Here is a 12,961-nt window from a genome sequence, read left to right as displayed (position 1 = left end):
AGATCGTCCGGAAGAAAGAAGGCCAGAAAGGCTTCCAGCCGCTCCCGAAACGCTGGGTCGTGGAACGCACCCTGGCGTGGATCACCGGCCACCGTCGTCTCGCCCGCGACTACGAACGTGACCCGGCCAGCTCCGCCACCTTCGTCTACTGGGCCATGATCCGCACCATGGTCCGCCGCCTCGCTCGTCGTGCCCCTGCCTCACGCTGGACCCCCAGAAAGGCGACCGAGAGCTAAGAACATCAAGATTCAGGACAGGCACTCAGAGGTGACTTACCGCGAGGATCGTAGCTTTGCCGTGTAGGCAGGCCGGCAGGCGGGGGGAGGTAGACGCGGGGCTCCGCCCCGGACCCTTTCTCTGGAGGAGGGGGGAAGAGCCGCCGCAGGTCGCCCGGCGTCGGGCACGCGAGACCGCTGATCTCCTCCGTCGGGCGGGGTCCGTGTAAGAAGTGAAGTTCGCTAGCCTGTTGCGTGCAGCGCTTTACGCCCTTGCTCGCCGACGCGGCCCCGCAGCGGTCGTGAGCTGGCGGGCCATCCTGATTACCACCGTCCCGCCCACCCCGCGCCTGCCCACCAGCAGCCCGACCTCGTCTGCCTAACGCTCGCACTCACACCAGGTAGACGTCGCTGTCGCGCCAGCGATACCCGTGGCCGGAGGTGTTCCCTGGGTCCAGTGCCCATGTGACAGTGAGGCTTTGCCGACCTGGCTGATTGCGGGTGGGGTGGGCGTGGAGGCCGGGTTCGGGAAGAGGTGAAGCTCCTGGTGGACGGGTTGTCGACCAAGACCACCTGTCCGCCTGGAGCTTGGCGTGCTTTTCTACCCGGTCGGGGTCGATCTGTCCACCCCGACTCCGCGTTTCCTGACCGACCGGCTGCACGCCCGCCGCCGCGAACGCGGCACCCGCTGGCGGCGCCTGCCCGCGGACCGCCAAGCCCTGCTCGTGCTGGCGCACCTGCGCCGCGGACACACCTACGCCCCGCTCGCCGCCGGCTTCGGGATCGGGGTCAGCACCGTCTACCGGTACGTCGTCGAAGCCGTCGACCCGCTCGCCGCGCTCGCCGTGGATCTACCCACCGCCCTACGCACCGCCGCCAGCAAGGCGTTCGTGATCCTGGACGGGACCCTGCTCCCCATCGACCGGGTCGGGAGCCGACCAGCCGTTCTACTCCGGCAAGCACAAGCGCCACGGGATGACCGTGCAGGTCCTCACCGGCCCCGCCGGCCGCCTGCTGTGGGCCTCACCAGCACTTCCCGGCGCTGCGGGGAACGGCTCTCCGCCGGCCAGCAGGCCGTCAACCACGCCCACGCCAAGATCCGCGCGCTGGGCGAGCAGGCCATGACCACCCTCAAAACCTGGCGGCTACTCCGCAAGCCGCGCTGCTCCACCACCCGCATCACCAGCCTCGTTCAGGACATCCTCACCCTCCACCTCAAGACCACCCACCGAGGTTGAAAAAGGCTCAGTGGCCCTCCCGTCCCGGGTGTCCCGGGTGTGGTGGGTGCGGTCCCTTTTTCGCCTGTGTGGTCCGTGTGTTCTGTGTGGCCTGTGTCGTTTGACCGGTTCGTCCGTCGGCAGTCTTGCCGCCTGGCTGTTCCAACGCTCAGTCACCGGTAATATACGCTGGGTAATAATGATCTAACCTGGGCTTGCTGCTTCGGGACGCGCGACGGAGGGAACGGCACCATGGCGACCAGTTCATCGGAGACCGGCACGTCCAGGAACGGCGCCGGCGCCATCAGTGGCTCGATCGGCCGGCCGGAGTCGATCCCGGCGGCCAGTCCACTCTTCTCCGCCGCGCCGGCGGCGACCGCCCCGGCCGCGCCGGCGACCAGGCCGGGAAGCACGTCCACCCGGCCCGATGAGACCGGCGCCCACCAGCGGGCGGCGTCCCCGCCTGCCGTGAGGTCGGCCTCCACCGGCTCGACCACCACGACCTCGGCCACCGCGACCCCGGCCTCACCAAACACGACCTCGACCTCACCCACCGCGCCCACCGCGCCCACGCCTGCCTCACCCACCCCGGCATCGACCACCGCCGGCTCGCCTGCCGGAGATTCGGCGGAGGGGGCCGCGTCCGGCCGGTCCACCTCGGCCCGGAGCACGGGAGCGGCTCGCGGCACGACGGCTCGCGCCGCGGCGACGGGCACCAGGGCCACGGGCCCGGCGTCACGTGGGACGGCGGCCCGGGGTGGCACGGCCACAGCACGGAGCACGGCGGCCCGAAGCACATCCGCTCGAAGCACGGCCACCCGGGCGACGACGACACCCCGGGCGACGACGACACCCCGGGCGACGACGACACCCCGGGCGACGACGACGTCCCGGGCAACCACGACAACGCCCCGGGCGACGACGCCAAGAACGACAACGGCGCGGAGTACGACGGCACGGAGCACGACGGCGCGGACGTCCGGCGCGCGTGGCACGGCGGCCCGAGGGAGCGCGGCCCGTCCGGCGGGGAGCGGTACTCAGCCGGAGCGCGCCGCCGCGGGCCGGGGGCGGGCGACGCGTACCGCGGCGGCGGCCGGGGCGGCAGGAGCCCGCTCGGCGGCGTCCCGATCGACGACATCCCGATCAACGTCGTCCCGATCGACGTCGTCCCGGTCGGCGACGTCTCCGGTGGCGGTGTCACGGTCGGTGGTGTCCCGGGCGGCCGGAACGGTTCCCGGAGCGGCCGTGTCGGCGGTGAGCGCCGTCCAGAGGCTGTTCCATGGGCGGCAGGAGCGGGCGGGGCGGGTCGTCGTGGTGCGGCTGCCCTACGTCACCGCACGGCTGGAGGTGGCGCCGCCGCCGCGGGTGGACGGCGTCCGGATCGGGCCGCTGGCCCTCCCGTCCGCGAAGCGGACCGCCTACTACGCGGGCCTCGGCGCGCTGGCCGCCATCGAGATCATCGAATGGCCGATCGCGGCCGCGATCGCCGCGGGTACCTATGTCTCCCAGCACAGCCGGTCCGTGAGCACGGGCCGTGACGGTGGCACCGGCCGCCGTTCACCGAGCGCCTGACCGACGGTGGGGCGCCTCCGGCTGTCCTCGCCGCGTGGCGCCGCGCGGGCGCTCGTCGCGGAGCTTCACCGGCCGTCGCGGCGCCCCCGCGCAGTGTGGAACGGCGCCGGTTCCGCCCACGTCGAGCTGCTCCGCCGGGACGTGCACGACCAGGTGGCCGCCGCCGTCCGGGAGCTCGAGGGAGTCGACTGGGCCGAGGTCGACGAGGGCCTCGGCCGGCTCCTGGTCGCCTTCGACGCCGACGCGGTCGACATCGCCGACGTGGTTGACGCGGTAGCCGAGGTGGAGGAGGCCGCCACGGCGGGACAGCGGCCCGCCGCCGCCCCTGCCCCCGCCAGGTCGCGGGGGGAGGAGCGGAACGGGCACCCCGGTGACCCCGGACCGGTCGCCGCCGAGCTCGTCGCGCTCGGCGTGGACGCCGCCGCCTTCGGCTTCGCCGTGGCCGGACGGTTGTTGCGGCTGCCGGCGGTCCCGCGGGCCGCCGCCGCGGCCGTGGCGCTGGTCGACCACCAGCCGCGGGCCCGGCGCGCCCTCGAACGCGGGCTGGGGCGAACCGGCGCCGACCTGGCGATCGGCCTGGCGAACGCGGGGGTCGCCGCGTTCAGCCAGAGTCCGGACATGATCCTCGTCGGCGTGGCGCACCGCTGCGCCACCCTGGGCGAGCTGCTCGCCACCCGGGCCGCGTTCACCCGGCTCGAACCGGAGCTGGGCCAGGCGACCCGCGGCGCGCGGAGCGCGGCCCTCGGCCGTCTCGGTGACGTCGCGCGGGAGCGACGGCCGCGGCCGCTGCCGGCCGGCCCGGTGGAGCGGTGCGCCGACCGGATGGCCGCGGCCGGGCTGGCGCTCGGCACGGCCACCCTGGCGGTGTCCGGGTCGCCCGTGCTCGCCGGCGATCTGCTCCTCGCCACCGTCCCCCGGGCCGCGCGGCTGGGCCGGGAGGTGTTCGCCGCGACGGCGGGTCGCCGGCTGGCCGCGCACGACGTGCTGGCGCTCGAACGGTCGTGCCTGCGCCGCCTCGACCGCGTCGACACCGTGGTGGTGTCGCCCACCGCCCTGCTGTCCGGCACGGCGCGGGTGCTCTCGGCTCCGGACGGCCCCAGCTGGACGGCCGTCGACGCGTTGGTGGAGGGGCTGGACGTGTGGCGCCCGTTCCGTCCCGGCGCGGTCGTGGCCCGGGCCGGCACCCGCCGGCTCGTCGCCGCGCACGCTCGCGGGACCCGTCGCGCGGCCGACCCCGACGGCCTGCCCGTGGAGCTGCGCGGCGGGCCCGCGCTGCGCGCGCTCATCGGTGTGGAGACCGACGGGCACGCGGAGGTGGTGCTGCGGGCGGCGCGCGCCTGCGGCAGCGTCCTGCTCGGCGAACACGTGAGCACCGCCGAGCTCACCCCGCTCGTCGACGCCCGGGTGCGCGGCGGGACGGACCTGGCGACCGAGGTGTGGCGGGCGCAGGCCGGGGGAGCGGTCGTCCTCGTGGTCGGCTGCGGCTCCGACACGGACGCGCTGCACGTCGCCGATGTCGGTGTCGGGCTCGTCCGCCCCGGGGAACGGCCGCCCTGGTGCGCGGACCTGCTCTGTGTGCGCGGGCTGGCCGACGTGTGGCGGGTGCTGCAGTACCCGGTGCCGGCGGGGGCGACCAGCCGCCGGGCGGCGTCTCTGGCGGTGTCCGGTTCGGCGCTGTCCGCCCTGACCACCGTCGTCGCCGGGGGAGCCTCCGGACGTCAGAGCCGGTCGCTGGTCGGGGCGCTGGCGCGTGGCGGCCCGGTGAGCGCCGCCGCGGTGAGTTCGATGGCGGAGGGTCTGGTGGCGGCGTCCCGCGCGGACCGGCATCCACCGCCGGCACCGGTGCGCCGCACGGACTGGCACGCCCTGGACGTGGAGGCGGTGCGCCGCCGGCTGCCCGCCACCTCGCGCGGCCCGGCGGAGCCGGCCGGGGCCCGGTCGGCCGGTTCCGGCGCGGGTTCGGGCTTCGGCTTCGGTTCTGACGCGGGCGCGGGTTCTGGTGCTCGGGAACCGGCGGCCAGATCGTTCGGGAAGGGAGCCCGGGAGCTTGGCGCGGCAATCGTCGCGGACCTGCGGGATCCGCTCGTACCGGTGCTGATGGTGGGCGCGGCGGCCAGCGCCGTCCTCGGCTCGACCGTGGACGCGGCGCTGGTGGCCGGGGTCTCGGTGACGAACGCCGTCCTCAGCGGCGCGCAGCGGGCCCGGGCCGAGGCCGCGATGCGCGGGCTGAGGGCACACCACCTCGCGCTCGCCCGGGTCGAGACGACCGGTGGCCCGCGGGTGCTGCCGGCCGACGAGCTGCGGCCCGGTGACCGGATCCTCGTCCGGGCCGGGGACGTCGTCCCCGCCGACGCGCGGCTGCTCGCCGCGGACACCCTCGAGGTCGACGAGGCGTCGCTGACCGGAGAGTCCGTCCCCGTGGGGAAGTCTGTCGAGCCGACACCGTCCGCGGATCTCGCCGACCGCAGCTGCATGCTCTTCGAGGGGACCACCGTGCTCGCCGGCACGGGCCGGGGGATCGTCGTCGCCGTCGGCGAGGCCACCGAGGCGGGCCGCGCGAGCGCCGCGGTGGTCGGCGCCGGGGCACCGGCGGGGGTGCAGAACCGGCTGGGTGATCTCACCCGGCTCGCGCTGCCGCTGACCGCGGCCAGCGGGCTCGCGGTGAGCGCCCTGTCGGTGCTGCGCGGGGCCGGTGCGCGGGAGGCCCTCGGCGCGGGGGTGGCGGTGGCGGTCGCCGCGGTGCCGGAGGGCCTGCCGCTGGTCGCCACGGTCGCCCAGGTCGCGGCCGCCCGGCGGCTGGCCCGCCTCGGTGTGCTCGTGCGTTCCTCGCGCACCGTCGAGGCGCTGGGCCGGATCGACACCGTCTGCTTCGACAAGACCGGCACGCTGACCGAGGGCCGCCTGGTGCTGCGCGCGGTCGCGGTGGTGGGCGGTGCGTCCCGGGACGACGTGCTGCGGGTCGCCGGCGCGGCGAGCCCCCGGCCGGACGGCCCGGTCCCGCATGCCACCGACCGGGCCGTGCTGGCCGCGGCGGAACCGCTGGAACCGCTGGGCCGCCGGCTCGCCGAGCTGCCGTTCGAGACCGCGCGCGGCTACGCCGTGACGATGGTGCAGGCCGGCGACGCCGCGGTGCTGGCGGTCAAGGGGGCGCCGGAGACGCTGCTGGACCGCTGCCGGATGTCCGCCCGGGACGTCGCGGCGGCACACCGCACGGTCGACGCGCTCGCGTCGCGGGGCCTACGTGTGCTCGCCGTCGCCCGTTCGCGGCAGTTCCACCCGCGCTCCGCGGCGCCGCCGGCCGCTCAGCCGCCGCCGGCCGCTCAGGCCGCGCCGCCGGCCGCGCCGGCACGGATGTCATCGCCGGCCGCGCCGGCACCGCTGTCGCCGCCGGTCCAGCGGGCCGCGCCGGCGGACGGCCCGGTCGACATCGCGCCCGACATCCCGGACGCGCTCGTGCGGGATCTGGAGCTCGTCGGCTTCGTCGGGCTGGCGGACACCCCGCGCCCGACGGCCGCCCCCGCGATCCGCCGGCTGACCGCTGCCGGGCTGCGTGTCCTCGTCGTCACCGGCGACCACCCGGGTACCGCGGCCGCGATCGCCACCGAGGTCGGGCTGCCCGTCACCGCCGGGGCCGTCGCCACCGGGCCCGAGCTCGACCGGCTCGGGGACGAGGAGTTCGGCCGCCGGGTCGGCACCGCCACGGTCTTCGCCCGGATCTCCCCGGAGCAGAAGGTACGGCTCGTGACGACCCTGCGCCGGCAGGGGCGCACGGTGGCGATGACCGGTGACGGCACCAACGACGCGGCCGCGATCCGCGCGGCGGACGTCGGCGTCGCCGTCCAGGGACGCGGGTCGGCGGCGGCGACCGGGGCCGCCGACCTGCTGCTCACCGCCGCCGACGTCGACCGGCTGGCCGACGCCGTCCTGGAGGGCCGGCGGATGTGGCAGTCCGTCACCGACGCGGTGTCGGTGCTGGTCGGCGGGAACGCGGGCGAGGTCGCCTTCACCCTGCTCGGCGCGGCCGTGGCGGGCCGGGCACCGCTCAGCCCGCGCCAGCTCCTGCTGGTCAACCTGCTGACGGACATGGCACCCGCGATGGCGCTCGCGGTGCGCGGCCGCGGCGGCGACCCGCCGCACTGCGCGGACGCGATCCTCGCCGGCCCGCTGCGCCGCGCGATCCTGCTGCGCGGCGCGACCACCGCGGGCGCGGCGACCGCCGCCTGGGCCGTCGCCCGGCGCACCGGCACCCCGGGGCGGGCGTCGACCGTCGCGCTGCTGGCCGTCGTCGGGTCGCAGCTCGGGCAGACGCTCGCCCTGGCCGGCCGCGACCCGCTCGTGATCGCCACGGCGGCCGGGAGCTTCGCGGTGCTCGCCGGGATCGTGCAGACCCCAGTGGTCAGCACCCTGTTCGGCTGCCGGCCCGTCGGCCCGGTCGGCTGGACGATCGCCGTGGTCTCCGCGTCCGTGGCGACCGCCGTGGCGGCGGGGTCAGACCGCGCCCGCCGCGGGCGAGGCCCCCAGCCAACGGCGGACCAGCCCGGTGACCAGCAGGACGAGGACCGTCCCGACCGCTTCGACGACCAGACCGGCGAGAAGCTCCGTCATGACCTCGCCTCCTCTCCAGCAGCAGATGGCATTGCGGTTACGGTGAGCCAGGTTGGTTAACGCAAGGTGACGATTGGGGCTCGGCTGGATGGCCGGGCGGCGAAGCCGGTACCCGCCGGCCGCGTACCTGCCGGTACGGTCATGCCGGTGAACGGGATGCTGCGTTGAACTGGACCGAAGGCGCGGTTCTCGGTGTGGTCCAGGGGCTCACCGAGTTCCTGCCCGTCTCCTCGAGCGCGCACCTGCGGGTCGTGGCCGCGCTGGCCGGCTGGGACGACCCCGGCGCAGCGTTCACCGCCGTCACCCAGCTCGGCACGGCCGCCGCCGTGATGGTCTACCTCCGCGCCGACATCGCCCGCCTCGGCCGCGCCTGGCTGCGGTCACTGGCCGCCCCGGTCCCGGGGCGGCACGCGGGACCGGCCGTGGGGCAGGCCGCGGACGCCCGGCTGGCCTGGCTGGTCATGTTCGGGACCGTGCCGATCGGAGCCGTCGGCTACGTCTTCGAAGACGTCATCAAGGGCCGGTTCCGTGATCTGCGGCTGACCGCGGGCGCGCTGGCCGGGGTCGGCGCGCTGCTCGGCGCCGCCGACACCCTGACGGCCCGCCGCGCGGCGCGCGGCGGCCGGCCGCTGACGGACCTGTCGGTGCGGGACGGGCTGCTGATCGGGCTCGCGCAGGCCGCCGCGCTGGTGCCGGGGGTGTCCCGCTCCGGGGCGACCATCGGTGGCGGCCTGCTGCTGCGCTACTCCCGGGAGGCGGCCGCGCGGTACTCGTTCCTGCTGGCCGTTCCGGCCGTCCTGGTGTCGGGAACCTTCGGGCTCCACCGCCTTTACCGCGAGGTCCGGCCGCACGCCGCGACCAGCGCGACCGGCGAGATCGGCGAGACCGCGCAGGCCGGTGAGCGGGCGGTCGCGCCGGCCTGGGGCCCGCTGGCCGGCGCGAGCGTGGTGGCGTTCGTCGTCGGGTACGCGGCGATCGCCTGGTTCCTCCGGTACGTCTCCGCGCACGGCTTCGCGCCGTTCGTCGTGTACCGGATCGGCCTCGGGCTGCTGCTGCTCGCGCTCGTGCTCGGCGGCAGGGTCCCGGCGATTCCGGCCTGAGCCGCCCAGGGCCGGGAGGCCCGGACTGTCGGCGGGTGGGGTGTCAAATACCGTTGGCGCGCGGGGGACACCAGGGCTGCGAGGACCGACGAACGGGAGTGAGTGACGATGGACCGGCCACCGGTCGCGACGTCCGCGTCCACCGACCAGGACGACCCTCGGGGCCGGCCCCGCACGGCGACCGACCCGGAGCCGGCCCCCGACCCGGAGCCGGCCCCCGACCCGGAGCCGGCCCCCGACCCGGAGCCGGCCCCCGACCCGGAGCCGGCCCCCGACCCGGAGCCGGCCCCCGTCGCGGACCTCGGTGCCGACGCGCAAGGCCTGAGCACCGCCGAGGTCGCGGAGCGGGTCGCCGACGGCCGGGTGAACGACGTCCCGGTCCGCTCCAGCCGCTCGGTCGGCGAGATCGTCCAGGCGAACGTCCTCACCCGGATCAACGCGATCATCGGCGTGCTCTTCGCCCTCATCGTGATCGTCGGCCCGGTCCAGGACGCCCTGTTCGGCGGTGTGATCATCGCCAACACCCTGATCGGCGTCATCCAGGAGATCCGCGCCAAGCGGACCCTCGACCGGCTCGCCGTCGTCGGCGAGGCCCGTCCCGTGGTCCGGCGCGACGGTGTCGCCGCCGAGCTGGCGGCGTCCGAGATCGTTCTCGACGACGTCGTCGAGCTCGGCTCGGGCGACAAGATCGTCGTGGACGGTCTCGTCCTCGAGGCGGAGAACCTCGAGGTCGACGAGTCGCTGCTCACCGGCGAGGCCGACCCGATGCACAAACGTCCCGGCGACACGGTCATGTCGGGCAGCTTCGTGGTCGCCGGCTCCGGCGCGTTCCGCGCGAACCGCGTCGGCCGGGCCGCCTACGCCGCCCAGCTCGCCGAGGAGGCGAGCCGCTTCACCCTGGTCCACTCCCAGCTCCGCAACGGCATCAACACCATCCTGCGGGTCGTCACCTGGATGATCATCCCGGCCGGGGTGGCGCTGATCATCAGCCAGATCCTGGTGAACGACGACGACCTGCCGGAGGGCGTCCGCCGGATGGTCGCCGGCCTCGTCCCGATGGTGCCCGAGGGCCTGGTCCTGCTCACCTCGGTGGCCTTCGCGGTCGGCGTGGTCCGGCTCGGCCGCCGCGAGTGCCTCGTCCAGGAACTGCCGGCCATCGAGGGGCTGGCCCGGGTCGACGTCGTCTGCCTGGACAAGACCGGCACCCTCACCGAAGCCGCGATGGACGTCGTCGAACTGCGCCTGCTCGGTGCCGGCACCGGGACCGGCGGGAGCCGGGCGACCGCCGAGGCGGTGCTCGGCACCCTCGGTGCCGCGGACAGACGTCCCAACCCCAGCATGCAGGCGATCATCGACGCCTGGCCGGCGCCCGCCGGCTGGACCATCCGGGCCGACATGCCGTTCTCCTCGGCACGCAAGTGGAGCGGCGCCGAGATCACCGGCCCGGCCGACCCGACCGGCCCGGCGGCCACCTGGCTGCTCGGCGCACCGGACGTGCTCCTCCCGGAGAGCCACCCGGCGCTCGTCGAGGCCGACCGGTTCGGCGAGCGGGGCCTGCGTGTCCTGCTCCTCGCCACCTACGGCGCGACCCTCGCCGAGGCCGTGGCCGCCCCCGCCGAGGTCCCCGGGCTGACCACCCCGGTCGCCCTGGTCGTCATCGCGCAGCGGCTGCGCGCCGACGCCGCGGACACCCTGCGCTACTTCGCCGACCAGGGGGTCGCCGCCAAGATCATCTCCGGAGACAACGCCCTGTCGGTCGGCGCCGTCGCCCGCACCCTCGGCCTGCCCGGGGCCGAGACCCCGGTGGACGCCCGCACACTCCCCACCGACCCGGAGGCCCTCGCCGACGTCCTGGAGGCGAATTCGGTCTTCGGGCGGGTCACCCCGCGGCAGAAGCGCGAGATGGTCGCCGCCCTGCAGTCCCGCGGGCACGCCGTCGCGATGACCGGCGACGGCGTCAACGACGTGCTCGCCCTCAAGGACGCCGACATCGGCGTCTCGATGGGCTCCGGGAGCCAGGCCACCCGGGCGGTCGCCCAGATCGTTCTGCTGAACAACAGCTTCGCCACCCTGCCCTCGGTGGTCGGCGAGGGGCGGCGGGTGATCGGCAACATCGAGCGGGTCGCGAACCTGTTCCTGACCAAGACGGTCTACTCGGTGCTGCTCGCCATCGTCGTGGTGATCACCCAGGTGCCCTACCCGTTCCTGCCCCGCCACCTGACCCTGATCGGCTCCCTGACGATCGGGATCCCCGCCTTCTTCCTGGCCCTGGCCCCGAACGCCGAACGGGCCCGCCCCGACTTCGTCGGCCGGGTCCTGCGCTTCGCGCTGCCGGCCGGGGTGCTCGCCGCCGCCGCGACCCTGGCCTCCTACTTCCTGGCCCGCTCGATCTACGACGGCGATCTCGACGCCGAGACGTCGATGGCGACGCTCACCCTGTTCCTCGTCGCCCTGTGGGCACTGGCGATCGTCGCCCGGCCCTACACCTGGTGGCGGATCCTGCTCGTCGCGACGATGGCGGTCGCGTTCGCGGTCGTGCTGGCCGTCCCGTACGGGCAGGAGTTCTTCCAGCTCTCGCTCGTCGGCACCACCGGCCCGTGGACGGGGGCGGCGGTCGCCCTGGCCGGCGGCGTCGTACTGGAGATCAGCTGGGTCTTCACCCGCCGCCACCTCGATGCCCACTCCGCCCGCCACCCGGCCCACGGCGCCGGCGCGGCCGAGTAGCCGGTCGCCGCCGCCGATCGTCACCGAGCGGCGCGGCCACACCGGGTACCTCAGTCATAAGGCGGTCGCACGCCCACATGATCGACCATTCCGTACTCTTTTGCCTCCTGGGCGGTGTACCACCGGTTCCGGTCGGCGTCCCGCTCGATCACCTCGAGGGACTGACCGGTATGGGAAGCGGTCAGGCCGTGCACAATCTGTCTGGTAAACAGTAGCTGTTCTGCTTGAACAGCATTGTCGGACTCTGTGTCGGAGGCCGCGTCGACCGTGCCGCTTGACGGCGAGCGCATGAGAATTCTGGCTTGCGCCAGTGCGTAACGTTTGCCCGGGGCTCCCGCGCACAGCACGAACTGCGCGGTGCCCGCAGCCAGGCCGAGGGCGACCGTCACCACATCGGCCGTCACGTACTGCATCATGTCGTGAATCGCCATGCCGGCGCTGACGCTGCCGCCCGGCGAGTTGATGTAGAGGAAGATGTCACGGTGCGGGTCTTCCGCGTCCAACAGGAGTAAACGGGTGCAGATCCGGTTCGCCAGGTCCTCCTCCACCGAAGCGCCCAGGTAGATGATCCGCTTCCGCAACAGTGATTCTTCCTGCTCCGGCCTGGCCGGGGAGGCTTGTTCGACCGGCCCCCCGCGAGGCACCGGGTCGACGGCTGGGCCTGGCTCACCAGGCGGTGCGACTACCGTGCTTGGCGAGGAGGCGGTGGCGATCTCGGGGTTGTCCGGGTCCACGTGCTTGGGTCGGTTCTCGAAGACCTTGATGATCACCCATTGTCGACCCCTCCGTCCGGCCTGTCGGCCGGGGTAGACATGAATCTCGTGGGTCTTGGCTGGATAGTCGTCCGTGAGTTTGAACGCCAGGGCGTCGGCGAGACCGGTGCTGTCACCCGAGAAACTCGCTCCGTTGAAGGCGGAGACCCTTGGATTTTCCTCGAAAGTATCTGGGGAGACCTCTTGGAGAAGTTCTGTCATGAATTCGGGAGAGGGTGTATTCCGCCCTTCGGTGAGTACGGCGATGTGAACCAGCGGACGGTTTAGGCGTGGAGTCTGGACGGATTGAGATCGCCCGTTCGGACGTGATGTGGGATCCATCTTCTGGCTGCATCGGGGGCAGCGGAGCAGAAGCCCGTTCCGGTCGGTCCACAGGTGCTTCCGGCACAGGGCGACGCCGCATCCCGCGCAGCCCGCACCGAGCGGATTGGTGACTGTAAGGTTGTCGAACATCCTTTTCATGTAATGGGGACTGATCCAGGAAGTTCGACAGCCTGGCGTGTCACAGGAGGAGAAGATAGGGTCGAGTCGGCTGTCAAACAGATGTCGGCGCTCGATCGTCTCGTCAGGGCCTGCGTCTGTGGTGCGTGCCGACCCGGCGCGGGCGATCGCGCTGGCCATCTCCTGCGCCTCCGGCTGATCCGGGTAGACGTCGAAGATGACGGACAGCTGTTGCAAGGCCGAACGGTACCTCTTCGCCTGCCACAGCGACCGCGCCCGGTCGAGCCGTTCCTGCGTCCACCTTGTCACCACGG

6 protein-coding genes and 2 pseudogenes are annotated in these 12,961 nt (G+C 74.2%); 6 read left to right on the top strand and 2 right to left on the bottom strand.

Annotated features, from left to right (window positions below):
• Positions 1-236: pseudogene (locus tag B056_RS0116195) on the top strand (IS5 family transposase); the annotation flags it as partial.
• A gap of 572 nt (positions 237-808) precedes the next feature.
• Positions 809-1,453: pseudogene (locus tag B056_RS36765) on the top strand (transposase family protein).
• A 152-nt stretch (positions 1,454-1,605) separates the two neighbouring features.
• On the opposite strand, the gene B056_RS42790 reads toward B056_RS36765, so the two are convergent.
• The gene (locus B056_RS42790; protein ID WP_018502910.1) at positions 1,606-2,427 is read right to left on the bottom strand and encodes a hypothetical protein; all 822 of its coding nucleotides are present in this window, start codon (positions 2,425-2,427) and stop codon (positions 1,606-1,608) included.
• Between the two features lie 259 nt (positions 2,428-2,686).
• Between B056_RS42790 and B056_RS36760 the strand changes: the two genes are divergently transcribed.
• From B056_RS36760 to B056_RS0116165, 4 genes are all read left to right on the top strand, one after another.
• A complete protein-coding gene (locus B056_RS36760) occupies positions 2,687-3,004 on the top strand; it encodes a hypothetical protein (RefSeq protein ID WP_051105644.1) in 318 nt (105 codons plus the stop codon).
• A gap of 6 nt (positions 3,005-3,010) precedes the next feature.
• Positions 3,011-7,669: a cation-translocating P-type ATPase gene (locus B056_RS0116175; RefSeq protein ID WP_018502908.1), complete on the top strand. Its 4,659-nt coding sequence runs from the start codon at positions 3,011-3,013 to the stop codon at positions 7,667-7,669.
• A 104-nt stretch (positions 7,670-7,773) separates the two neighbouring features.
• Entirely contained in the window at positions 7,774-8,709 is a 936-nt protein-coding gene (locus B056_RS0116170; protein ID WP_018502907.1) for an undecaprenyl-diphosphate phosphatase, read from the top strand.
• A 108-nt stretch (positions 8,710-8,817) separates the two neighbouring features.
• On the top strand, positions 8,818-11,433 hold the full coding sequence (locus tag B056_RS0116165) for an HAD-IC family P-type ATPase (protein ID WP_018502906.1): 2,616 nt from the start codon (positions 8,818-8,820) through the stop codon (positions 11,431-11,433).
• Between the two features lie 50 nt (positions 11,434-11,483).
• Here the strand turns inward: B056_RS0116165 and B056_RS44460 are convergent, their stop codons facing one another.
• The gene (locus tag B056_RS44460; protein WP_018502905.1) at positions 11,484-12,077 is read right to left on the bottom strand and encodes an ATP-dependent Clp protease proteolytic subunit; all 594 of its coding nucleotides are present in this window, start codon (positions 12,075-12,077) and stop codon (positions 11,484-11,486) included.
• Positions 12,078-12,961 lie beyond the last annotated feature (884 nt).

The organism is Parafrankia discariae (assembly GCF_000373365.1).
Taxonomy (GTDB): Bacteria; Actinomycetota; Actinomycetes; order Frankiales; family Frankiaceae; genus Parafrankia; species Parafrankia discariae.
The sequence above is the reverse complement of the archived record's forward strand: the minus strand, read 5'-3'. Positions and strand labels throughout refer to the sequence as shown.

Coding starts and splice junctions, on each gene's coding strand:
- B056_RS0116165 (WP_018502906.1), top strand. CDS start 8,818: ATGGACCGGCCACCGGTCGCGACGTCCGCGTCCACCGACCAGGACGAC.